General features: G+C 61.9%; 21 protein-coding genes. 17 read left to right on the top strand and 4 right to left on the bottom strand.

From position 1 onward, the window contains the following. The first annotated feature begins 212 nt into the window (after positions 1 to 212). From secY to AC0L3E_RS24885, 14 genes are all read left to right on the top strand, one after another. Entirely contained in the window at positions 213 to 1,553 is a 1,341-nt protein-coding gene (gene secY, locus AC0L3E_RS24950) for a preprotein translocase subunit SecY (RefSeq protein WP_128308891.1), read from the top strand. Continuing rightward, the gene (locus AC0L3E_RS24945) at positions 1,550 to 2,146 is read left to right on the top strand and encodes an adenylate kinase (protein WP_013531436.1); all 597 of its coding nucleotides are present in this window, start codon (positions 1,550 to 1,552) and stop codon (positions 2,144 to 2,146) included. Before secY ends, AC0L3E_RS24945 begins: the two co-directional genes overlap by 4 nt. Positions 2,147 to 2,356: 210 nt before the next feature. Next, positions 2,357 to 2,725: a 30S ribosomal protein S13 gene (rpsM, locus tag AC0L3E_RS24940; RefSeq protein WP_013531437.1), complete on the top strand. Its 369-nt coding sequence runs from the start codon at positions 2,357 to 2,359 to the stop codon at positions 2,723 to 2,725. Positions 2,726 to 2,851: 126 nt separating this feature from the next. Beyond that, entirely contained in the window at positions 2,852 to 3,241 is a 390-nt protein-coding gene (gene rpsK, locus AC0L3E_RS24935; protein WP_006205444.1) for a 30S ribosomal protein S11, read from the top strand. Between the two features lie 102 nt (positions 3,242 to 3,343). Next, entirely contained in the window at positions 3,344 to 4,354 is a 1,011-nt protein-coding gene (locus AC0L3E_RS24930) for a DNA-directed RNA polymerase subunit alpha (protein WP_023812081.1), read from the top strand. 104 nt (positions 4,355 to 4,458) lie between these two features. Then, entirely contained in the window at positions 4,459 to 4,890 is a 432-nt protein-coding gene (gene rplQ / locus AC0L3E_RS24925) for a 50S ribosomal protein L17 (protein WP_128289223.1), read from the top strand. A 199-nt stretch (positions 4,891 to 5,089) separates the two neighbouring features. Then, complete coding sequence (locus AC0L3E_RS24920) at positions 5,090 to 6,577, top strand: DegQ family serine endoprotease (protein ID WP_127330906.1); 1,488 nt, start codon at positions 5,090 to 5,092, stop codon at positions 6,575 to 6,577. A 48-nt stretch (positions 6,578 to 6,625) separates the two neighbouring features. Next, entirely contained in the window at positions 6,626 to 7,933 is a 1,308-nt protein-coding gene (locus AC0L3E_RS24915) for a replication-associated recombination protein A (protein WP_127268774.1), read from the top strand. Between the two features lie 171 nt (positions 7,934 to 8,104). Then, complete coding sequence (locus tag AC0L3E_RS24910; RefSeq protein WP_127396447.1) at positions 8,105 to 8,935, top strand: aspartyl/asparaginyl beta-hydroxylase domain-containing protein; 831 nt, start codon at positions 8,105 to 8,107, stop codon at positions 8,933 to 8,935. A gap of 66 nt (positions 8,936 to 9,001) precedes the next feature. Beyond that, positions 9,002 to 9,376 (top strand): fluoride efflux transporter CrcB, encoded by a 375-nt coding sequence (crcB, locus tag AC0L3E_RS24905; protein ID WP_127268771.1) that lies wholly within the window; start codon positions 9,002 to 9,004, stop codon positions 9,374 to 9,376. 62 nt (positions 9,377 to 9,438) lie between these two features. After that, complete coding sequence (locus AC0L3E_RS24900; protein ID WP_127271590.1) at positions 9,439 to 10,419, top strand: RluA family pseudouridine synthase; 981 nt, start codon at positions 9,439 to 9,441, stop codon at positions 10,417 to 10,419. Positions 10,420 to 10,466: 47 nt separating this feature from the next. Beyond that, the gene (locus tag AC0L3E_RS24895) at positions 10,467 to 11,339 is read left to right on the top strand and encodes a DMT family transporter (RefSeq protein WP_164748929.1); all 873 of its coding nucleotides are present in this window, start codon (positions 10,467 to 10,469) and stop codon (positions 11,337 to 11,339) included. 12 nt (positions 11,340 to 11,351) lie between these two features. Beyond that, entirely contained in the window at positions 11,352 to 12,143 is a 792-nt protein-coding gene (locus AC0L3E_RS24890; RefSeq protein ID WP_128308772.1) for an ATP12 family chaperone protein, read from the top strand. Between the two features lie 190 nt (positions 12,144 to 12,333). Beyond that, complete coding sequence (locus AC0L3E_RS24885; protein ID WP_127321607.1) at positions 12,334 to 14,223, top strand: MFS transporter; 1,890 nt, start codon at positions 12,334 to 12,336, stop codon at positions 14,221 to 14,223. A 96-nt stretch (positions 14,224 to 14,319) separates the two neighbouring features. Here AC0L3E_RS24885 and AC0L3E_RS24880 read toward each other — a convergent pair whose 3' ends face one another. Further along, entirely contained in the window at positions 14,320 to 14,517 is a 198-nt protein-coding gene (locus tag AC0L3E_RS24880; RefSeq protein ID WP_128308771.1) for a DUF2735 domain-containing protein, read from the bottom strand. Positions 14,518 to 14,833: 316 nt separating this feature from the next. On the opposite strand from AC0L3E_RS24880, the gene AC0L3E_RS24875 reads away from it, so the two are divergent. Then, positions 14,834 to 15,874, top strand: a complete 1,041-nt coding sequence (locus AC0L3E_RS24875) for a glutamine synthetase beta-grasp domain-containing protein (protein WP_127260164.1) — start codon at positions 14,834 to 14,836, stop codon at positions 15,872 to 15,874. 741 nt (positions 15,875 to 16,615) lie between these two features. Here AC0L3E_RS24875 and glnA read toward each other — a convergent pair. Both glnA and AC0L3E_RS24865 read right to left on the bottom strand, forming a co-directional pair. Further along, positions 16,616 to 18,025 (bottom strand): type I glutamate--ammonia ligase, encoded by a 1,410-nt coding sequence (gene glnA / locus AC0L3E_RS24870; RefSeq protein WP_127269124.1) that lies wholly within the window; start codon positions 18,023 to 18,025, stop codon positions 16,616 to 16,618. Positions 18,026 to 18,090: 65 nt separating this feature from the next. After that, the gene (locus AC0L3E_RS24865) at positions 18,091 to 18,429 is read right to left on the bottom strand and encodes a P-II family nitrogen regulator (protein ID WP_006205430.1); all 339 of its coding nucleotides are present in this window, start codon (positions 18,427 to 18,429) and stop codon (positions 18,091 to 18,093) included. Between the two features lie 358 nt (positions 18,430 to 18,787). Here AC0L3E_RS24865 and AC0L3E_RS24860 point away from each other — a divergent pair, with 358 nt between their 5' ends. Next, on the top strand, positions 18,788 to 20,332 hold the full coding sequence (locus AC0L3E_RS24860; RefSeq protein ID WP_473605842.1) for an NAD(P)H-hydrate dehydratase: 1,545 nt from the start codon (positions 18,788 to 18,790) through the stop codon (positions 20,330 to 20,332). Continuing rightward, positions 20,329 to 22,332 (top strand): hypothetical protein, encoded by a 2,004-nt coding sequence (locus AC0L3E_RS24855; RefSeq protein ID WP_473605841.1) that lies wholly within the window; start codon positions 20,329 to 20,331, stop codon positions 22,330 to 22,332. The genes AC0L3E_RS24860 and AC0L3E_RS24855 overlap by 4 nt, the downstream gene beginning before the upstream one ends. Positions 22,333 to 22,372: 40 nt before the next feature. Here AC0L3E_RS24855 and AC0L3E_RS24850 read toward each other — a convergent pair whose 3' ends face one another. Then, complete coding sequence (locus AC0L3E_RS24850) at positions 22,373 to 23,905, bottom strand: acyl-CoA carboxylase subunit beta (protein WP_128310013.1); 1,533 nt, start codon at positions 23,903 to 23,905, stop codon at positions 22,373 to 22,375. Positions 23,906 to 24,242: the final 337 nt, after the last annotated feature.

Below are 24,242 nucleotides of genomic sequence, written 5' to 3'. Positions count from 1 at the left end.
AAATGCCTGCTGCCTTTTAACGTAATTTTGACGCGCTCTCGGCTGGTGGGGTATCCGTTTTTGCTCACTATTGCGTTTTTATCTGCTCGCCGTGGGGGCCGCGTCACCGCGGCCGCTTGCATGTTTAGAGCCCGGAGCTTATCTCGTGAGCTTCGGTGAAACGCGCCGCCTGACCTCAGGGCCATCAAGCGTTACCAAGCGGAGAATCAGGCATGGCTTCGGCTGCTGAACAATTAGCCTCGAATCTGAATTTCTCGGCCTTCGCCAAGGCGGAGGATTTGAAGAAGCGCATCTGGTTCACGATCGGCGCGTTGCTCGTCTATCGCCTCGGCACCTACATCCCGCTTCCCGGCATCAATCCCGACGCCTTCGCCCAGGCCTTCTCCTCGCAGAGCAAGGGCGTGCTTGGCATGTTCAACATGTTCGCCGGCGGCGCCGTGGAGCGCATGGCGATCTTCGCGCTCGGCATCATGCCTTACATCTCCGCCTCCATCATCATGCAGCTGATGACTTCGGTCATCCCGTCCCTGGAAGCGCTGAAGAAGGAAGGCGAGCAGGGCCGCAAGGTCATCAACCAGTACACGCGCTACGGTACCGTGCTGCTTGGGCTGGTTCAGGCCTATGGCATTTCTGTCGGTCTGGAAGGCGGCAACGGCATCGTCAGCGATCCCGGCATGTTCTTCCGCGTCTCGACCGTCCTCACGCTGCTCGGCGGCACCATGTTCCTGATGTGGCTCGGCGAGCAGATCACCGCCCGCGGCATCGGCAACGGCATTTCGCTGATCATCTTCTCCGGCATCGTCGCCGGCCTGCCGCACGCCATCTCCGGCACGCTGGAGCTTGGCCGCACCGGCGCGCTGTCGACCGGCCTGATCCTGGCGATCATCGTGCTCGCCGTCGTCGTCATTGCGCTCATCGTGTTCTTCGAGCGCGCCCAGCGCCGCTTGCTGATCCAGTATCCGAAGCGCCAGGTCGGCAACCGCATGTTCCAGGGCGATACATCGCACCTGCCGCTGAAGCTCAATACGGCGGGCGTCATTCCACCGATCTTCGCCTCGTCGCTGCTGTTGCTGCCGGCCACCGTCGCGGGCTTCTCGCAGACGACCAACATGCCGGCCTGGGCAAGCACGATCCTGGCCGCACTCGGCCACGGCCAGCCGCTCTATATGGCATTCTATGCGGCGATGATCGCGTTCTTCGCCTTCTTCTACACTGCGATTGTCTTCAACCCGAAGGAAACCGCCGACCAGCTCAAGAAGCATTCGGGCTTCATCCCGGGCTATCGTCCGGGCGAGCGCACCGCCGATTACATCGATTACGTTCTCACCCGCATCACCGTCGTCGGCGCCATCTATCTGGTGCTGGTGTGCCTGTTGCCGGAGTTCCTGATCTCGGCGACTGGCGTACCATTCTACCTTGGTGGCACATCGCTTCTGATCGTGGTCAGTGTCACGCTCGATACGGTTGCGCAGATTCAGGGCCACCTGATCGCGCACCAGTATGAAGGCCTGATCAAGAAGTCGAAGCTGCGCGGGGGGAAGAAAGCCAGATGAGGTTGATATTGCTTGGGCCGCCAGGAGCGGGCAAGGGGACGCAAGCACAAAGACTGGTAGAAAAACACGGCATACCCCAGCTCTCGACGGGCGATATGCTGCGTGCTGCCGTCCAGGCAGGCACCGAAGTCGGCAAGCGCGCCAAGGCGGTGATGGATGCCGGTGAACTGGTGTCCGATGCGATCGTCAACGCGATCGTCGCCGAGCGTATCGATCAGCCCGACTGCGCCAAGGGGTTCATCCTCGACGGCTATCCGCGGACCCTGGTGCAGGCGGATGCGGTCGAGCAGATGCTGTCGGATCGCTCCCAGGGCCTCGACGCCGTCATTGAGCTCGTGGTCGACGACAAGGCCCTGGTTGGCCGGATCGTCAAGCGCGCCGACGAGGCGCAGGCCGCCGGTCTTCCCGTTCGCAAGGACGACAACCCGACCGTGTTCGAAGAGCGCCTGAGGGAATACTACAAGAAGACGTCGCCGCTGATTGGCTACTACTATGCCAAGGGCAAGCTCCGCAGTGTCGACGGCATGGCCGATATCGACGCCGTGACGGAACAGATCGAAGCGGTGCTCAAGGACGCAGTGCGGGGAAATTAACGATTGCACTTGACGGAGGCGGTTCGCTGCGGTATGGCGGCCCGTCTTCCTATCAGGCATGAGCTTTGCTTGTCCGCAAGGGCAAGGCAGCCGCATTGAACTGGAAACTCCCGCATGGGCCGGCCTCCACCGGACGCGGGGCAACTTAAGACAGCGCCGTGCCCGCCTCGTTTTTGAGGATTGGCCGGCCCACATGGAGAAGGGAAGAACATGGCTCGTATAGCCGGCGTCAACATTCCGACCAACAAGCGCGTTGTCATTGCGCTTCAGTACATTCACGGCATTGGCAAGCGGTTCGCCCAGGAGATCGTCGACAAGGTCGGCATCCCGGCCGAGCGCCGCGTCAACCAGCTGACCGACGCGGAAGTGCTGCAGATCCGCGAAACCATCGACCGCGATTACCAGGTTGAAGGCGACCTGCGCCGCGAAGTCTCGATGAACATCAAGCGGCTCATGGACCTCGGCTGCTACCGCGGCCTGCGTCACCGCCGCTCGCTGCCGGTCCGCGGCCAGCGCACGCATACCAATGCGCGCACCCGCAAGGGCCCGGCCAAGTCGATCGCCGGCAAGAAGAAGTAAGTGAGCGAATAGCGAGTAGCCATTAGCGAGTAGGGATCCCTACTCGCTATTCCCTACTCACTACTCGCTTTCCAAGGTGGAGCCGCTGGCATTACGGCGGTGTAGAGATCAACTGAAAGGACTATCATGGCCAAGGAAGCCGCTCGTGTTCGCCGTCGCGAACGCAAGAACATCTCGTCGGGCGTTGCCCACGTCAATTCGACCTTCAACAACACGATGATCACCATCACCGACGCGCAGGGCAATTCGATTGCCTGGTCGTCGGCCGGTGCCCAGGGCTTTAAGGGTTCGCGCAAGTCGACCCCGTTCGCTGCCCAGATGGCTGCCGAGGATGTTGCCAAGAAGGCCCAGGAACACGGCATGCGCATGCTCGAAGTCGAGGTCTGCGGACCCGGCTCCGGTCGTGAATCGGCATTGCGCGCCCTGCAGGCGGCCGGCTTCACCATCACCTCGATCCGTGATGTGACGCCGATCCCGCACAATGGCTGCCGCCCGCGCAAGAAGCGTCGCGTCTAAGCATTTACCGAACGCCGCGCGAGCGCCCTTGGGCGCTCCTCCGCGGCATTCCAGGTCGCCCGCCACGATTGGATGGTGGCGGGTCAACGGAAGGAAAGCATCATGATCCAGAAAAATTGGCAGGAACTGATCAAGCCGAACAAGATCGAGTTCTCGTCGAAGAAGAAGACGCTGACCACGCTGGTCGCCGAGCCTCTCGAGCGTGGCTTTGGCCTGACGCTGGGCAACGCGCTGCGCCGCGTGCTTCTGTCTTCGCTGCGCGGTGCGGCTGTTACCGCCGTGCAGATCGACGGCGTTCTGCATGAATTCTCGTCCATCGCTGGCGTGCGCGAGGACGTGACCGACATCGTCTTGAATATCAAGGAAATCGCCATCCGCATGGAAGGCGATGGTCCCAAGCGCATGGTCGTTCGCAAGCAGGGACCGGGTGCTGTTCTTGCCGGCGACATCCAGACGGTTGGCGACGTCGAGATCCTCAACCCCGACCACGTCATCTGCACGCTGGACGAAGGCGCTGAAATCCGCATGGAATTCACCGTCGACACCGGCAAGGGTTACGTGCCGGCCGACCGCAACCGCGCCGAAGACGCGCCGATCGGCTTGATCCCGGTCGACAGCCTTTATTCGCCGGTCAAGAAGGTCTCCTACAAGGTCGAGAACACCCGCGAGGGCCAGGTTCTCGACTATGACAAGCTGACCATGACGATCGACACCGACGGTTCGATCACCGGCGAGGACGCGGTGGCTTTCGCCGCCCGCATCCTGCAGGACCAGCTCGGCCTGTTCGTCAACTTCGACGAGCCGCAGAAGGAAGTCGCCGCCGAGGCCGTCACCGAGCTCGCCTTCAACCCGGCGCTGCTCAAGAAGGTCGACGAACTCGAGCTTTCGGTGCGTTCGGCCAACTGCCTGAAGAACGACAACATCGTCTATATCGGCGACCTGATCCAGAAGACCGAAGCCGAGATGCTGCGCACCCCGAACTTCGGCCGCAAGTCGCTGAACGAGATCAAGGAAGTCCTGGCGGCGATGGGCCTGCACCTCGGCATGGAAGTGCCGGACTGGCCGCCGGAAAACATCGAAGATCTCGCTAAGCGTTACGAAGACCAATATTGAGCATGAATTCCAAGGATGGGCGGCGTGGGCCGCTCGATCCGACGGTCATGCGGAAAACCATCAGAGGCCGCGGCCTCTTGAACAACTGAAGAAGGAAAAGAGCCATGCGCCACGGTTTCAAAGGCCGTCGCTTCGCCCGAAGCATTAGCCATCGCAAGTCGATGTTCGCCAACCTCGCCGTGTCGCTGCTCGAGCACGAGCAGATCGTCACGACCTTGCCGAAGGCGAAGGACCTGCGTCCGATCGTCGAGAAGCTGGTGACGCTCGGCAAGCGCGGCGACCTGCATGCCCGCCGCCAGGTCATTGCCCAGATCGGCAATGAAGGCGTCGTCAAGCGTCTGTTCGACACCATCGCGCCGCGCTACGCCAACCGCAATGGCGGCTATCTGCGCATCATGAAGGCGGGCTTCCGTCACGGTGACAACGCCGCCATGGCCGTCATCGAGTTCGTCGATCGCGACGTTTCGGCCAAAGGCGCCGGCGACCGCGCTCGCATCGAAGCCGAAAGCGCTGACACGGACGCCGCAGCCGCATAAGGCTCGGTTTTCCCAAATGAGTTCAAAGGGGCCTGCGGGCCCCTTTTTGTTTTCTGAAAGCAGCAAACCGCGGCGGAATCCGATTTCCTGGCTTGCCCCTGGGGTTTTGGCCCAAAATAGTCGGATTTCAGCGGCTTAGCCTTTCATTTTGCACAATCGTCGGGACAATGCCCCCGAACTTGCCTTGGAGGATTCGCGAATGCGCGCCAGAAGACTGCCCTTTGTTCTGCTTTTCGCCATCATGGCGTTTGCGGCCGCACCGGTGGTCAGGCAGGCATTGGCCGAGGAGACGAAGACCGATCCCGGCCTGTCCGATGTGCTGACCGACCTGCTGCATGGCGTGGAAGGCGAAAACGCCACGGCTGGTCCCGACAAGCGCGTACCCTTCGGCCGCGAGGAGGTGCAATTGTCGTTTGCGCCGCTGGTCAAGCAGACAGCCCCGGCCGTGGTCAACGTCTATGCCTCGCAGACGGCCAAGGTCACGTCGCCTTTCGATGGCGATCCGTTCTTCGAGGAATTCTTCGGTCGCTCGCAGCCGCGTGCGCAGTCTTCGCTCGGCTCCGGCGTGCTGGTCGATCCGACCGGCGTCGTGGTCACCAATTACCACGTCATCAAGGATGCCGACCGGGTCAAGGTGGCGACCGCTGATGGGCGTGAGTTCGACAGCAAGGTGCTGCTCAAGGACGAGACACTCGACCTTGCCGTGCTCAAGATCACCTCGGACAAGCCGTTTCCGGTTATCGCCATCGGCGATTCCGACGCGCTCGAGGTCGGCGACCTGCTGCTGGCCATCGGCAACCCCTTCGGCGTCGGCCAAACCACCACCAGCGGCATCGTCTCGGCCCTGGCCCGCAGCCATATCGGCGTCTCCGATTCCAGCTTCTTCATCCAGACCGACGCCGCCATCAATCCGGGCAATTCCGGCGGTGCGCTGATCAACATGGGCGGCCAGCTGGTCGGCATCAACACCGCCATCTACAGCCGCAGTGGCGGTTCGATCGGCATCGGCTTCGCCATTCCCTCGAATATGGTCCGCGCTTTTGCCGACGCGGCCAAGGCCGGGCTCGACTTCTTCGAACGGCCCTATATCGGCGCCGAGTTCGAATCGGTGACGCCGCAGATCGCCGAATCGCTCGGCATGGAGAAGCCGACCGGTGCGCTGGTCTCGTCGGTCGAGGCGACCGGTCCGGCCGGCAAGGCAGGACTCAAGCCCGGCGACGTGGTGCTGCAACTCAATGGCAAGCCGGTCGAGAGCATCGAAGCGCTGGACTACCGGATGGCGACGCTGTCGATCGGCACCACCGCCAATTTCGCGGTTTTGACCAAGGGCCAGCAGGCGGCGATGGATATTGCGCTGGAGCGTGCTCCGGAAGGCATGAAAGCTGCCGAGGTGACGCTGCATGGCCGCAGCCCGTTTTCGGGCGCCAAGGTCGCGGAGCTGTCGCCCCGGCTCGCGCAGCGGCTTGGCCTGCGCACGGACATCAAGGGCGTCACCGTGGTCGACATCAACCGTGATTCTCCGGCCGCCGATTTCGGCTTCCAGCCGGGCGACATCGTGCGCGAGGTGAACGGCACCACCATCGATACCGCGGCGACCCTGGAGTTGGCGGCCAGGACGGATACGCGCTGGTGGCGCTTTACCGTCGAGCGTGGCGGGCAGATAATGCGTCAGGTGTTGCGTTATTAGGGCTGGGTTCCGTGCATTCGGGCTCATGCTCCAACGAAAAAGAAGTGCATGGCCGATCTGTTCAGCGTCGATGAACCGGAAAAGACCCCGCCTGGGCGGCCGCTGGCCGACAGGCTGCGGCCGAGAAACCTTGGCGAGGTCGTCGGCCAGGAGCATCTGACCGGCCCTGACGGCGCGCTGACCCGGTTGATCGGTTCCGGCTCGCTCGGCTCGATGATCTTCTGGGGGCCGCCCGGCACCGGCAAGACCACCGTGGCGCGCCTGCTTGCCGGCGAAACCAGCCTGGCCTTCGAGCAGATATCGGCTGTCTTTTCCGGCGTCGCCGACCTGAAAAAGGTGTTCGAAGCGGCCAAATTGCGCCGCACCAATGGCCGCCAGACCTTGCTGTTCGTCGACGAGATCCATCGCTTCAACCGTGCCCAGCAGGACAGCTTTCTCCCGGTCATGGAGGACGGGACAGTCGTGCTGGTTGGCGCCACGACCGAAAACCCGTCCTTCGAACTGAATGCCGCTTTGTTGTCACGCGCGCGCGTTCTGGTCTTCCATTCGCTTGGCGAGGAGAGCATCTCCAAGCTGATGGTGCGGGCGGAGGAGACCGAGGGCAGGGCGCTGCCGCTCGACGACGAGGCGCGGACCATGCTCATCCGCATGAGCGATGGCGACGGCCGGGCCTCGCTGACGCTCGCGGAAGAAGTCTGGCGGGCAGCCAAACCCGGCGAGGTCTTCGATCCCGAGGGACTGCAGCGCATCGTCCAGCGCCGCGCGCCGATCTACGACAAGGGCCAGGACGGCCATTACAATCTGATCTCGGCGCTGCACAAATCGGTACGCGGTTCAGACCCTGACGCGGCTCTCTACTATCTCGCACGCATGTTCGATGCGGGCGAGGATCCGCTCTATCTAGGCCGCCGGCTGGTGCGCATGGCGATGGAAGACATCGGCCTTGCCGACCCGCAGGCGCTTGTCGTCGCCAATGCCGCCAAGGATGCCTACGACTATCTCGGCTCGCCCGAGGGCGAGTTGGCGTTTGCCGAGGCCACCGTCTATCTCGCCACCGCGCCCAAATCCAACGCCGTCTACAATGCTTTCAAGGCTGCCACGCGGGCCGCGAAGGAACACGGCTCGCTGCTGCCGCCCAAGCACATCCTCAACGCACCGACAAAGCTGATGAAAGAGGAGGATTACGGCGCCGGCTATCGTTACGACCATGACGAGCCGGATGCCTTTTCGGGGCAGGATTATTTTCCCGAGAAGATGGGCCGCCAGACCTTCTATGATCCGCCCGAGCGCGGCTTCGAGCGCGACATCAGGAAGCGGCTCGACTATTGGGCGAAGCTGCGCAAGGAGCGGGAGTAGCAGGCTTGCGTGAGGCCGTTGACCAGATCCGCCAGGCAGCCAGCCGGCCGCGATAGCAGGGCCGTTGTGTGGTAACCCAAAAAACCTTATCAAGGCGCACGACCGGGCGGTGGTCGTTGCCGTGATTTGGGCACTTCATTCGCAACAGGATCGCGCTCCGCGCGTGGAAAAATGACAAAAACCCTTCGCAAGTCCCTTCGCAAATTCGCCATTGCCATCCCGCTTCTCGCCCTTGGCTTCTATTTCATTCCCATCCTGACGACGATCTTCATCATCTGCGGCCTGATCGACGTGCTGCGCAACGACCGCAAGGATCTGTCGCTGTTCTCAGGCTATTTTCTCGGCAACGGCCTGTTCACCTGGCTGCTTTCGCCGTTCAATCTGCTGGTCGACCTCTTGTGCTACAGAAATCCAGGTGTCTGGAAGCTGGAGCAGTTTCCCGCCGACTATCAGCGCGAGGTCAACGAGGTCCTGGACATCTTCAAGGCGCGCAAAGATGAGATCATTGCCGATATCGACGCCAATTTCGGCGCCGGCCGGCGCGGCATGTATGTCTACCAGTGGTACGGTAAGCACAGGATCGACAACGTCGCCGAGTTCAACAAGGATTTCAAATACATCAAGACCATAGCCGTTTCCGTCTTCAGCAAGCGCGAATCGACGTCCTGGCATTTCGGCCCGCTGCGGCTCAGCCTGCGCATCCTCTACAATCTGATCCCGGTTAAGTCGGAGATTTTCGTCGAGTGCGGCAACGTCAAGAATTATTGGTACGACAATCCGCTGTTCATCTTCGACGACACGCTGCTGCATCGCTCGGTCAACGAGTATGACGGACGCCGCTACTGCGTGTTCATGGACATCATCCGGCCGTCTCCGGTTCCCAGACTGATCGCGGGTATGCTCTCAATCGTCTCGGTCAGCGTCGAGCGCATCAATTCCATGTTCTACAAGAACTGGAAGATGATCGGTTCGACCAAGCCGAAGAATGCCGAGACGACCTGAGCAGGCAATCGCTCAATGCAGCTGGCGGCATCGGCTGAATTTGAATAGCCCGGGGAAGTACCGAAGATGTTCAATCTGTTTCTCGTCGTCGTCGGTGGCGGCATCGGTGCCGGAATTCGTCACCTTACCAACATCGGCGCGCTGCGTTTTGTCGGCCCCAGCTATCCCTGGGGCACGATGGCCATCAACATCATTGGCTCCTTCGCCATGGGGCTGTTCATCGCCTCCATGATGCGCCGTGGCGGATCGAACGAGGTCAGGCTGTTCGTTGCTACCGGCATTCTCGGCGGCTTCACCACCTTCTCCGCCTTTTCGCTCGATTTCGCGACGCTGTGGGAGCGGGGAGCCACGCTGCCTGCGCTGGCTTATGCCCTTGCCAGCGTCATTGGCGCCATTATCGCCCTGTTTCTGGGACTTTGGCTCGCAAGAAGCCTGCCTTAGTGCTATTGCCGCGCCAAGAACAGGCCGAGCTTCGCTCGGGAAACGGATAAGCGACAAAAAACATGGCAGGCGTTGAACAGATCACGGTGGAGGCCGGCGAGGCGGGCATGCGGCTCGACCGCTGGTTCAAGACCCATTTCCCGGGCCTTGGTTTCGGCCATTTGCAGAAGCTTCTGCGCTCCGGCCAGATCCGCGTCGATGGCGGACGGGTCAAGGCCGACACCCGTGTCGAGCCCGGCCAGATGGTTCGCGTCCCACCGCTCGAGGTCGACAAGAAGGGCGAGAGTGCGCTGACCGGCCACTCGATCCGCAACCAGGGCGATGCCGATGTCCTGTCGAAAATGCTGATCCATGAAGATCCCAAGGTTTTCGTCTTCAACAAGCCGGCGGGCCTTGCGGTGCAGGGCGGCTCGGGCGTCACCCGCAATGTCGACGACATGCTGGAGGCCTGGCGCAGCCAGAAGGGCGAGAAGCCCAGACTGGTTCACAGGCTCGACCGCGACACTTCAGGTGTTCTGGTCGTCGCCCGCACCCGGCTGGCCGCCATGAAGCTCTCGGAAGCGTTTCGCGCCCGCGAGACCAAGAAGACCTATTGGGCGCTGGTCAAGGGCGTGCCGCCCAAGCGCGAGGACAAGATCTCGACCTGGCTGATCAAGGAGCCGACGCCGGACGGTGACCGCGTGCGTGTCGCCGCGCATGGCGAAAAGGGCGCCGATCACGCCGTCTCCTACTACCGCATCATCGAGCAGGCTGCGCAGACGATGACCTGGCTTGAAATGGAGCCCTATACGGGCCGCACCCACCAGCTTCGTGTCCACGCCGCCTACATCGGCTGCCCGATCCTGGGCGATCCGAAATATTTCGAGGCCGACACCAACTGGGACTTTCCAGGGGGCATTCAAAACCGCCTGCATCTGCACGCCCGCCGCATCATCATTCCGCATCCCGACAAGGGCGTCATCGATGTCACCGCGCCAATGCCGCCGCACATGCGCCAGAGCTGGAACCTGATCGGCTTCGACGACGCCAGCGCGGAGGACTGATCGTGAGCGGCGCCAGTGACGCGCTCGACCGGCGCGACACGGTCGACATGGCCGCCGCCGCCATCATGGTCGGGCTGACCTTTTCCTGGGGGTTGAATTACGTCGCCGCCAAGATCTCCTACGCTGGTTATGACCCGGTCTTCCTGTCGATCGCGCGCTCGATCATCGGCGGCCTGTGTGTCTTTGCCTGGTGCCGGTGGCGCGGCATCGCGCTTTTCACGCGCGACGGGACCTTGCTCGCCGGCATCGTGGTTGGCGCGCTTTTCGGCATCGAGTTCCTTTGCCTTTATGTCGGCCTGGAGCATACGACCGTTGCCCGCAACACGCTGCTGGTCAACACGATGCCGTTCTGGATGCTGCTCGGCGGCCATTTCCTGCTCGGTGAGCAGATCACATTGAGGAAATTCCTTGGCCTGCTGCTGGCCTTTGCCGGCCTTGTCGCGGTGTTTTCCGACAAGCTTGGCGGCGGCGGAGACATGCTGTTCGGCGATCTGCTGAGCCTCGGCTCCGGATTCTTCTGGGCTTTGACCAACATCCTCATCAAGCGGTCGAAGCTGGTCGAGGCGAGCGCCGAGAAGCTTCTGCTTTACCAACTCGCCGGGGCAGCGATCGTCGGCATATTGGTGCTGCCTCTCGCCGGCCCGCCCGTTCGCGACCCGACCGTGCTGCCGACCTTGGCGCTGCTATTCCAGGCTGTCTACATCGTCGCCTTCACCTATGTGCTGTGGTTCTGGCTGTTGCGGCGCTATCCGGCGTCAGGCCTGTCCAGTTTCACTTTCCTGTCGCCGGTTTTCGGCGTGCTGTGCGGCGCCATGTTCTTGAATGAGCCGCTGACCATGCGCATTTTCCTGGCACTTGGCCTGATTGCCGCCGGCCTGATCATCGTCAACCGGCCAGTGCGCAAGCTGACGCCGGTGTAAGAGAGACCTTCTATGCGTGACATCCTCAACGACCTTGAAGCGGGCAAATATCTTTCGGATCCGGATCCGGTGCGCCGCGCCCAAATCCAGATGAAGACGCCTCTGCCGAAGCGCTTCTACAAGACCGTCTCGGTCGCGCCGGTCGAAGGCGGCTTTGCCGTGCATCTCGACGGCAAGCCGGTGCGCACGCCGGGCAAGGCGCTGCTGGCAGTGCCTACCGAGGCGGCAGCCGCGCTCGTCGCCGACGAGTTCGCCACCCAAAGCGAGACCATCAATCCGGTGACCATGCCGGTGATGCGGCTTGTGAACACCGCCATCGATGGCGTCGCCAGCGACCCGCAGGCGGTGCTGGAAGACATTCTGCGCTTCGCCTCGTCCGATCTGCTCTGTTACCGCGCCGACGCGCCGCAAGGGCTGGTGGAGCGGCAGAACCAGCATTGGGACTCGGTGATAGACTGGGCGAGGGGAACACTTGGGGTGCGCTTCAATCTCGCCGAGGGCATCATCCATGTCGAGCAGCCGCGTGAGACCATCGCGGTGCTGGGCAGCCATCTTGCCAAGCGAACAGAGCCGCTGCGTCTCGCCGCCATCCATGTGATGACGTCGCTCACAGGTTCGGCGCTGCTGGCGCTGGCTGTCGATTTCGGCGAGATCGACGCTGAGGCTGCATGGGCCGCGGCTCATGTCGACGAGGACTGGCAGATCGAGCATTGGGGGCAGGACGCCGAAGCCGTTGCCCGCCGCGCGGCTCGCAAGCACGACATGATGGCTGCTGTCGGCCTGCTGGAAGCGCTCAAGGGCTAAGGGTTTCCCAGCTCGCCCGGTTTCATTCCGCAGCGCACCTAATACCAAAGTCATAATCCCAAAGACGCGCTGCCTTTGGCGGGCGCTTTCTGTCATTTTTCCCGAATGGCTGTCGTTGAGTCCGTGCTCGGAGGAGAACGCGGACGGTGTCGCGCAGCATCGAGAACGGGTCTCACGGGAGGATAACGAAATGGCAATAGCATCGACCGCCGGCGGAGCAAGCCGCGCCATGACGCGGGAGGAGAAGAAAGTCATCTTCGCTTCCTCGCTCGGCACCGTTTTCGAATGGTATGATTTCTATCTCTACGGCTCGCTGGCAGTGTTCATTGGTTCGACCTTTTTCAGTCCAGCCATCCCGGAAGCGACCCGCAATATCTTCGCGCTGCTGGCTTTCGCTGCCGGCTTCCTGGTGCGCCCGTTCGGCGCATTGCTGTTCGGCCGCATCGGCGATCTTGTCGGCCGTAAATATACCTTCCTCGTCACCATGACGATCATGGGCCTGTCGACCTTCCTGGTCGGCTTGCTGCCTGGCTATGCGACCTTGGGCATCGCCGCTCCGGTGATCCTGATCATCCTGCGCATGCTGCAGGGCCTGGCACTGGGTGGCGAATATGGCGGCGCGGCCACTTACGTCGCCGAACATGCGCCGGACAACCGGCGCGGCTACTATACCTCGTGGATCCAGACCACGGCGACGCTGGGCCTGTTCCTGTCGCTGGTTGTGATCCTGATCGTACAGGCTTCATTGAGCAAGGAAAACTATGCTGCCTGGGGCTGGCGTATTCCGTTCCTCGTATCCTTCCTGCTGCTAGGCATCTCGATCTGGATCCGGCTTTCGCTTTCCGAATCGCCGACCTTCCAGCGCATGAAGGATGAGGGCAAGGGCTCCAAGGCGCCGCTGACGGAAGCCTTCGGCCAATGGAAGAACGCCAAGATCGCACTGCTGGCGCTGCTCGGCCTCACCGCCGGTCAGGCCGTGGTCTGGTACAATGGCCAGTTCTACGCGCTGTTCTTCCTGACCAACGTGCTCAAGGTCGACGCGCAATCGGTCAACATCATGATCGCGATCGCCCTGGCAGTAGGCTCGATCTTCTTCGTCGTCTTTGGCTGGCTCTCCGACAAGATCGGCCGCAAGCCGATCATCATGGCGGGCCTTGCCTTAGCGATTGTATGCACCTTCCCGCTGTTCAAGGCACTGACCTGGGCTGCCAATCCGGCGCTTGCCACAGCCCAGCAGAACACGCGGGCGACGGTGACGGCGGCACCTGGAGATTGCAAGTTCCAGTTCAATCCGGTGGGTACCGCGAAGTTCACGACATCCTGCGATATCGCGACCTCGTTCCTGACCAAGAACTCGGTTCCCTATGACGTCGTGTCGACGGCCGCCGCCGGCACACCCGCATCTGTCAAGATCGGCAACGAGACGGTCGAGTCCTATGACGCCATCGCCGCCGGCGATCAGGCCAAGGCCAAGGAAGCCGCCTTCATCAAGGCCGTCAACATGTCGCTGCAGGACGGCGGCTATCCGCTGAAGCGCGCGGCAGCCAAGGTTGCGGACCAGAAGCTCGATGCGTTTGTTGCCGCCAACCCGGAACTGAAGCTGGATGCCGCTGCCATCCGTGCCGGTGAGAAGGCGACGGTGCCGATCGACCAGGCAGTCAAGGACAAGCTGCTGACCACCGACGAGGCGGCGGGCGCACCCGAAGTCACCGTCTACAACATTCCGGGTGGTGGCGCGTTCGCCATGTTCGCCGATCCTGCAGCAGTGAACTGGCCAATGACGATCGGCATCCTGTTCATCCTGGTGCTGTTCGTGACCATGGTCTACGGGCCGATCGCGGCGATCCTGGTCGAGATGTTCCCGACCCGCATTCGCTACACCGGCATGTCGTTGCCCTATCACATCGGCAATGGCTGGTTCGGCGGCCTGTTGCCGGCAACCGTGTTCGCGCTCAGCGCCTACAAGGGCGACATCTACTATGGCCTTTGGTATCCGGTGGTGATCGCGGCGATAACGCTGGTCATCGGCATGATCTTCGTCAAGGATACGCTCGGCACCGACCTGCACGCCAAGGAGTAGGCAGGCCCGGTGTTCAAAAGAAAGCCCGGCGCGAGCAATCGCGCCGGGCTTTCTCTTTTCAGGCCAATTCGTTGGCGAGGGCTGCTGCCCTTTGTGTCAGCTCTTGCGGCCCCGGGTCTCATCCTCGATGGCTGCCTCATGGTACCAGCCGTCGCCGAAGTCTGCGCGGGCACCACGCAGCGAGGCAAGCTCTGCCGCAAACTTAGCCTTCCCGCTCAAATTTGAGGCAGAGAGGCGCGCTGGCGCCGGGAACATCAAAATTTTGGCCGACGGTCGTGTGGAAATGATTTCCATTGCCGGGTTCCTTTCTTCCGCCGAACCTTTTCGATTCAACTTGATCTGAAGATAAGGTCTGCAATCAAGTTAGGCAATATGCCTATGAAAAGATCAGCATTTGCACACTATTTGTGCAAAGAACGACTGTGATTGATCGGAACGCATCGCTTAGGCGGATCACCGACTTCGAGTGGATACCGGGTCAATTTTGCCGCACCCTCCACACCAAGAATGGCACACGAATTGCATTTTAAGAATGCGGCAGGCCGGCTGCTGACGGCAGACGCATGTCGACGCCGTTCAGTGTTCGGTGATCAAGCAACGAGAGGCTAGAATGACGAAATACAAGCTCGAGTATATCTGGCTCGATGGATATACCCCGGTCCCCAACCTTCGCGGCAAGACGCAGATCAAGGAATTCGCCGAATTCCCTGATCTCGAGCAGTTGCCGCTGTGGGGCTTCGATGGTTCCTCGACCCAGCAGGCCGAAGGGCACAGCTCCGATTGCGTGCTGAAGCCGGTTGCGGTCTATCCGGATCCCGCCCGTACCAACGGCGTGCTGGTCATGTGCGAAGTCATGATGCCCGATGGCGTCACGCCGCATGCCTCCAACAAGCGCGCCACCATCCTCGATGACGAGGGCGCCTGGTTCGGCTTCGAGCAGGAATATTTCTTCTACAAGGACGGCCGGCCGCTCGGCTTCCCCGAGAGCGGCTATCCCGCACCCCAGGGTCCGTACTACACCGGCGTCGGCTATTCCAATGTCGGCTCCGTTGCGCGCCAGATCGTCGAGGAGCATCTCGACCTCTGCCTCGCCGCCGGCATCAACCACGAAGGCATCAACGCCGAAGTGGCCAAGGGCCAGTGGGAATTCCAGATTTTCGGCAAGGGCTCCAAGAAAGCCGCCGACCAGATGTGGATGGCCCGCTATTTGATGCAGCGCCTGACCGAGAAGTACGGCATCGACATTGAATACCATTGCAAGCCGCTCGGCGACACCGACTGGAACGGCTCGGGCATGCACGCCAATTTCTCGACCGCCTATATGCGCGAAGTCGGCGGCAAGGCCTATTTCGAGGCGCTGATGGCGGCCTTCGACAAGAACCTGATGGATCACATCGCCGTCTACGGCCCGGACAACGACAAGCGTTTGACCGGCAAGCACGAGACCGCGCCGTGGAACCGGTTCAGCTATGGCATTGCCGACCGTGGCGCCTCGATCCGCGTGCCGCATTCCTTCATCAAGAGCGACTACAAGGGTTATCTGGAAGACCGCCGTCCGAACTCGCAGGGCGACCCCTACCAGATCGCCTCGCAGATCCTGAAGACGATCGCCTCGGTTCCGGCAAGCGCTCAGGTTTCGGCCGCCGCGTAAGCGTTTCGACTGCATGACAAGAAGACCCCGGCGTTTCGCGCCGGGGTTCTTTTTTGGCCGTTACCCGGCTGACGGCATTCCTGGTAAAACATACCCAGAAAAAGTCAGGGAATTCACGCGGTCGCAAATCGCCCGGAAGTTCTGGCCGCAGCCATGTGAGCCTCCGGCGATCGCTCCCTATAAAGCCCGGAAAAGCGCCTTTTCCAGCCCTTATCTGGGGCAATGGACCTTCCATAAGCATCTGTTCATACAGCAGAATCGGTCATTCGCGGCCCGGCTTGCAGCGTTGACAGATCACGCTACGGCATGCGTATTCGCAGGCCTTGGGGTTACGTCACGCAATGCTGTTCGGACGGGCGGGGTTTTCTGAACGGCGGCATTGGCGTGGGCGCCGGACGAGCGGTCACTGTAGCCTGAGACAGTGCTCCGCTCGCTCCTGGCTCCAACGTTGGCGACCGACCGGCCGCCTTGATCTTCACCGGACATCGCCGAGTAGTGATTGAAGTCACCGGACCGACGCGCTCAGGCCGGCCGCTCCGATGGACCGTGGGTCTAGAATCCAGGCATCGTATGATCGTCGAAGACGAAAGACCAATATGGCTGTCCATGCGTGGCTGCCGCGCAGGCGAGACATGCCGGTCGGCTGGCAATTCCTATTGGAGCGCAGCAAAAAGCCCTTGAAAGAGGGAAGTCTTTCAAGGGCTTGGTTATTATGGCGTATCTTAGTCTGAGATTGAAGCCTCAGACAGAGTAATACATATCGTATTCGACCGGATGCGGGGTCATTTCGAAGCGCATCACTTCGGCCATCTTCAGCTCGATGTAGCTGTCGATCTGGTCGTCGTCGAAGACGCCGCCGGCTTTCAGGAAGCCGCGGTCCTTGTCGAGGCTTTGCAGGGCTTCGCGCAGCGAGCCGCAGACGGTCGGGATCTTCTTCAGTTCCTTCGGCGGCAGGTCGTAGAGATCCTTGTCCATCGGCTGGCCGGGATGGATCTTGTTCTTGATACCGTCGAGGCCGGCCATCAGCAGCGCGGAGAAGGCGAGGTAGGGGTTCGCGCCCGGATCGGGAAAGCGGACCTCGACGCGCTTGGCCTTCGGCGACGAGCCGAACGGGATACGGCAGGACGCCGAGCGGTTGCGCGCCGAATAGGCGAGCAGAACCGGCGCTTCGTAACCCGGCACCAGGCGCTTGTAGGAATTGGTCAGCGGGTTGGTGAATGCGTTGATCGCCTTGGCATGCTTGATGACGCCGCCGATGAAGAACAGGCAGCTTTCCGACAGACCGGCATATTCATTGCCGGCGAAGGTCGGCTTGCCGTTCTTCCAGATCGACATGTGGACGTGCATGCCCGAGCCGTTGTCGCCGAAGATCGGCTTCGGCATGAAGGTCGCCGTCTTGCCGTAGGCATTGGCGACCTGATGCACGACATATTTGTAGATCAGCATCTTGTCGGCGTTGCGTACCAGTGCGTCGAACTTGATGCCGAGTTCGTGCTGCGCCGCCGCCACCTCATGGTGATGCTTTTCGACGCGCACGCCCATCTCGGCGAGCACGGTCAGCATTTCCGAGCGCATGTCCTGCGCGCTGTCGATCGGCGGCACCGGGAAGTAGCCTCCCTTGACGCGCGGACGGTGGCCGAGATTGCCGGTTTCGTAGTCGGTGTCGTCGTTCGACGGCAGTTCCGTGGAGTCGAGCTTGAAACCGGTGTTGTAGGGATCGGCCTTGTACTTCACGTCGTCGAAGACGAAAAATTCGGCTTCCGGGCCGACAAAGATGGTGTCGCCGATGCCTTCGGCCTTCATGTAAGCCTCGGCCTTCTTGGCCGTGCCGCGCGGATCGCGGTTGTAGGATTCACCCGAAACCGGATCGAGGATGTCGCACAGGATGACCATGGTTGACTGGGCGAAGAACGGATCCATGTGAACCGTTTCCGGGTCGGGCATCAGCACCATGTCGGACTCGTTGATGGCCTTCCAGCCGGCAATCGACGAGCCGTCGAACATCACGCCATCGGCGAACATGTCTTCCTCTACCTCGATGACATCCATCGTCACGTGTTGCAGCTTGCCCTTCGGGTCTGTGAAGCGCAGGTCGACGAATTTCACGTCGTTGTCCTTGATCTGCTTCATGATGTCTTTGGCTGTCGTCATGTCGTGTATCCCTGTGTGATGACTTTTTTTGATGATGACGTTTTCAGGAGGATGGGGCGGTCGGTTCAGACCGCGTCCATGCCCGTTTCGCCGGTGCGGATCCGCACGACTTCCTCGATGTTGGAGACGAAGATCTTGCCGTCACCGATGCGGCCCGTCTGGGCCGCCTTGCGGATGGCCTCGATGGCGCCTTCGACCGCGTCGTCGCCAAGCACGACCTCGATCTTCACCTTGGGCAGGAAATCGACGACATATTCGGCGCCGCGGTAGAGTTCGGTATGGCCCTTCTGACGACCGAAGCCCTTTGCCTCGGTGACGGTTATGCCTTGCAGTCCGGCCTCCTGAAGCGCTTCCTTCACTTCGTCCAGCTTGAATGGCTTGATGATCGCTTCGATCTTTTTCATGTAAAAAGTGGCCTCCACTGCCAAAAAAACGGGTTGTGACCCCCCGCTTGCGCCTCCATCAAGCACGAACTGTGCCAATTCAGCGGATTCGAAGCGGTCTCATAAGATTTCAAAGCCACGCCGCACCGGGATGCAAATTCGCGTCATTCGCTGCACCGGAAGCGGCATGGGCTGCCAGAGCCTACACAGCGCCAGCACCCGCGTCCGCACAAAAATCAGGCATATCGCCTATCCCGCAGGCAATTTTCTGCCCGCGATGCCTTCGTGCCGACGTTATGGCTGCAGATCTCGGCAACTCCCCCTTGTTTGCTTAGGATCGAAATTGGACAATGCGCGATAGCATGCGGATCGGCAATCCATGAGCAACGAACTTCTTTCCCCGGCCGAAATGAGCGAGGCTGATCGGCTGACGATCGCGGCCGGTCCGGCCGATGGAATCAGCCTGATGCGGCGCGCGGGCGAAGCGGTCGCGACCGAGGTGCTCAAGCGCTATCCCTCGGCAAAGCACATCCATGTGCTCTGCGGGCCCGGCAACAATGGCGGCGATGGCTATGTCGTCGCACGCCTCCTGGCCGGCAGCGGCGTCGGCATAACGATCTGGTCATCCGGAGCGCCGAGGCCGGAAAGCGATGCGGCGCTCGCCGCCGCGGAATCCCTGGTCAAGTCCCGGCCGCTGTCTGATTTCGACGCCGAGTTCGGCTCGATCGTGATCGACGCGCTCTATGGGGCAGGGCTGTCCAAGCCGCTGTCCGGCGATGCCGCGAAAGCTGTCGATACCGTGACAGCCCTGCGCCTGCCTGTGGTCTCGATCGACCTGCCGTCGGGCGTCTCGGGAGCCAGCGGCGAAATATTGAGCAGGGCGTTTCGTGCCGAGGTCACCGTCACCTTCGCGCGGAAAAAGCCCGGCCACTTGCTGCTGCCGGGGCGCGGGCAATGCGGTGAGATCGTGCTCGCCGATATCGGCATCGATGACGGCATCATCGCCCAGCTCGCCGTCTCGACCTTCGAAAATGTGCCGGACCTGTGGTTGCGGGAATTTTCGGTGCCGGCGGTGGACGCGCATAAATACAAGCGCGGCCATGTCGGCGTCTTTTCCGGCGGTCCCAGTGCTACCGGCGCAGCGCGGCTGTCGGCGATGGCCGCCGCGAGAAGCGGGGCAGGGGCGGTCACCGTGCTGTCGCCTGGCAATGCCATGCAGGTGAACGCGATACACCTCACCTCGATCATGCTGCGAGAGGCGGGGTCACTCGAGGAGGTGCAGGAATTTCTGACGGCGCGCCATCCCGAGGCGCTGGTGTTTGGACCGGGGCTCGGGCCAAAGCCCAAGGTCGGCGATTTCGCCCTGCAACTGATCAAGACCTTGGCGGAGGGTGCACGCGCATCGCAAACTGCAAACCATGGAGGAGCGATCGTGCTTGATGCTGACGCCATTACATCTATGGCCCATCAGCCGCAGGCGCTGTTCGAAGCCGCCCGTCACCTGAACGCGCCAGCGTTGGTGATCACGCCGCATGAGGGTGAATTCGGCCGCTTGTTCCCAGATATCGCCGGGGACAAAACCATGTCGAAATTGGACAAGGCGCGAGCGGCTGCCGCGCGGGCCAACGCAACGATCGTCTACAAGGGCGCCGACACGGTCATAGCTGCGCCTGATGGCAAGGCAGCCATCAATTCCAATGGTGCGCCGTGGCTGGCCACAGCCGGGTCAGGCGACGTGCTGTCGGGCATCATCGCCGGTCTGCTCGCACAAGGCATGCCGCCCTTCGAGGGCACCTGCGCGGCGGTGTGGCTACACGCTGAAGCCGGCAGCCGGTTCGGACCCGGCCTGATCGCCGAGGATCTGCCGCTGGCGCTGCTGCCGGTGTTGCGTGAACTCTTCGACGCGCGCACGGCCGCTCCATGAGCCGTCCCTTTGCTCTTTTGCTTGCCACTTTCTTTATCGCCTTCGTGGCGTCGACGGCGCGCGCCGAAGGCCCTGTAACCGTCGTCGACAATCCGGCGGTGCTCGCCGCGCTCGATGCCGGGGGTTTTGGCTTCGCCGATGTTTTGGGGGTTGACGGCGAGGACGGTCTAAAGACGCTCTACGGCGAGGCGCCCGCCTATCACGCCATCGTCGACATCGTTGCCTCCGATGTTGCAGCGCTCCGCGCCGAGATGAAGGCCGGCGGGCGGCCGCTCTACGAGGTCACCGACGGCAATGTCGGCCGCATCATGGACATGCGCTGGCTGAAGACCGATGCCGCGCGCTTCCGGCTGGTCGGCGTCGTCAACCGGCTCGACCGTCGCGACTTCACCATGCTGCAAGGCGACAGGAGCTGCGGCGAGGTGCGCTTCATCTACCGCCTGGCCTACAGTTTTCGCAAGAACGGCAAGCTGCTGGCATCGCGCCTGCCGTTCAATTTCAATGCCGTCTACAGCGCCGCGCCCGATGCCGATGGCGGCTGCGTCGGCACTGCCGGACGCTGGACGCCACAGCTTGACGAGAGCGTCGATGCCGGCTGGCTGACCGGCGGGCCGCTGGAGAAGGCCGGGCTGACCTTCAAGCAGCTGGAGCTCAACGCGCAGGTGGTGCGCTTCCCGTCCGGCCAGGAAACCGAGTTCGGCGGGCAGGCGGCCTATCTCATGCGGGTATTCGGCATCGATGGCGCTGCTATCAGCGAGAAGCCGCTGGAGAACACGCCCGACACCGCACGGCTCTCGCAGGACGCGGCGCTGAAAGCACGGCTTGCCGCCTATGTCGGCGCCAATCTGCCGGCGGTCGACGAAGGCGTCTATGAAATCCCCGACGAGTTCCTGGCCAGAAAGATCATTTCATGGTCGACCTTCGGCAGCGCGCGGCAGGCCAATCATCCGTTTACGCAATTATTCCAGCCCAAGGAATTCGCACCGCTCGATTATTCCGCGCTGAAACTGGTGCGCACGCCGGAAGCGCTGGTCGAGCGGCTGGACAACGGCGCCTGCCAGGGTTGCCATCAGGCCGGTTCGACCGCCGGTTTCCATTTCATCGGGCTAGACGACAAGACGACCTCGCCGTTGAACCGCATCGAGGTCGGGATTTCGCCGCATCTTCATGCCGAGATCCCGCGGCGCCAGGCGTGGCTCGCCGCCACGGCCGAAGGCAAGCAGCCGAACCGCTTCCGTCCGCTCTCCTTTGCGCCGCCGGCGGTCTGGACGAACGCCGACGCGGTCGATTACGCGCCGGCGGAGATGGCCATGCCTTGCCTGATGCCGGAAGATGCCGCGCGGTTCGGCGCGACCTGGCAATGCGACGGCGGCTCCGTCTGCACGCCGCTGGCCACGGCTTCGGGCGTGCACACGAAATTGGCGCAATGCCTGCTGCCCAAGGACAGCGAAAAAATGTTTTCCGGCCACCCCTGCCTGACCGGCTCGATCGCCAGCAACGCGGCGCAGCCTTTCAACGACCGCTATAGCAAATCGGGCCAATTCGCGGCCTTCGCCCCGGACATTTCCCGTACCGCCTACACCTGCCGTCCGCCGAAGATCGGCGTGCCTGGCGGCATCGCCTATCGCGGCTGCGACGACAAGGACCGCGACTTCGCGGCCTTCAAGGCCGGCAAGCCGATGCCGAACGAGATCTGCGGCCTGGTCGGCGGCAAGAAATTCGACATCTGCGTGGCCACCAACAATTTCGACCAATGCCTTGGCGGCGCCGTCAATCGCGGCAACCGGCCGGCCTGTTCGGCCGATCATTTCTGCCGCGAGGACTATATGTGCCAGTCGCTGCCGCCTGACACGCCGGGCATCGGCAAGGTCAAAGGCATCGGCTTCTGCTCGCCGACTTACTTTATCTTCCAGATGCGTATCGACAATCACGCGACGCCATGGGGCAGCCCTGTCCGCGCCACCATGGGGGCGGGATTTGGCGCGGCGGAAGAGGAGTGAGCTGCCCGACGGTTACCTCGGATAGATGCCCAGCCACGCCTCACAGCGGGATGTTGTCGTGCTTCTTCCAGGGGTTCTGCATGTCCTTGTTGCGCAGCATGCGTAGCGCGCGCGCGATGCGGCGGCGGGTCGAGTGCGGCATGATCACCTCATCGACATAGCCGCGCTCGGCGGCGACGAAGGGCGACAGGAAGCGATCCTCGTAAGCCTTTGTATGGGCTGCGATCTTTTCGATGTCACCGATGTCCTTGCGATAGATGATCTCCACCGCCCCCCTGGCCCCCATCACCGCGATCTGCGCGGTCGGCCAGGCATAGTTCATGTCGCCGCGCAGATGCTTTGACGCCATCACGTCATAGGCGCCGCCATAGGCTTTGCGGGTGATGACGGTGATCTTCGGCACGGTGGCCTCGGCATAGGCGAACAGGAGTTTCGCGCCATGCTTGATCAGGCCGCCATATTCCTGCGCCGTGCCGGGCAGGAAGCCGGGGACATCGACGAAGGTGACGATCGGGATCGAAAAACAGTCGCAGAAACGCACGAAGCGCGCTGCCTTGCGGCTGGCATCGGAATCGAGCACGCCGGCCAGCACCATCGGCTGGTTGGCGACGAAGCCGACGGTGCGGCCCTCGACGCGCCCGAACCCGGTGACGATGTTCTTGGCGAAGTTCTGCTGGATCTCGAAGAAGTCGCCTTCGTCGGCAACTTTCATGATCAGTTCCTTGATGTCGTAGGGCTTGTTGGCATTGTCGGGAATCAGCCGGTCGAGCGACAAATCATGGTCGGTGACCGACTGGTAGCATTCGATCTCGGGAAGCTCCGATGTGTTGGAAGCCGGCAGCAGGTCGACCAGCCGGCGCATCTGCAACAGCGCCTCGACGTCATTGTCATAGGCGCCGTCGGCGATCGAGGATTTCGTCGTGTGGACGGAGGCGCCGCCGAGGCTCTCGGCGGTCACCGTCTCGTTGGTCACGGTCTTCACCACATCCGGTCCGGTGACGAACATGTAGGAAGTGTCGCGCACCATGAAGATGAAGTCGGTCATGGCAGGCGAATAGACGTCGCCGCCGGCGCACGGCCCCATGATGACGGAAATCTGCGGAATGACGCCTGAGGCCAGCACGTTGCGCTGAAAAATCTCGGCATAGCCGCCGAGTGCTGCCACGCCTTCCTGGATGCGCGCGCCGCCAGCATCGTAGAGGCCGATGATCGGCGCCCGGTTGCGCAGCGCCATCTCCTGCACCTTGATGACCTTCTCGGCATGCGCTTCCGACAGCGAGCCGCCGAACACGGTAAAATCCTTGGCGAAGAGGTAGACCGGGCGGCCGTTGACGGTGCCCCAGCCGGTAACCACGCCGTCGCCGGCGATCTTGCTCTTCTCCATGCCGAAGTCGGTCGAGCGGTGCTCGACATACATGTCGAATTCCTCGAACGAGCCCTCGTCGAGAAACACCTCGATGCGTTCGCGCGCGGTGAGTTTGCCCTTCTTGTGCTGGGCATCGATGCGAGCCTGGCCGCCGCCCATGCGGGCAATCTCGCGGCGGCGCTCGAGTTCCTTGAGAACGTCTTTCATCGATTACCTCCCAAGCCAGTGGCATTTCGTGGTAATCGTGCCGGCAAGCGAGCGCAAGCGCCGCTTGCGCCACGGGTTTTGTTGCGCTGCAGCATGACGCCCCTTGCATTTGGCGGCGAACTCAGCCATATGCAGCCCATAGGCGCTTGGGCCGGGAACGAATCCGGCCTTCTCGACGAATGAGACTGGTTGCGTCTGTTTTCCCTCTTTCCGGTATATCGGCCCTTTTTCCGGTAAATCACAAAGCGGCGAAAAAGCCCCGTGGCATGATGCCTGCGGGCACGACAGCGCAGCCGAGTGGACGAATACGTCCGCCCGCCTTGTCGTTCATCACAGA

It is taken from the genome of Mesorhizobium sp. WSM4822, assembly GCF_055811155.1.
This window is presented reverse-complemented; position numbering and strand designations above follow the sequence as displayed.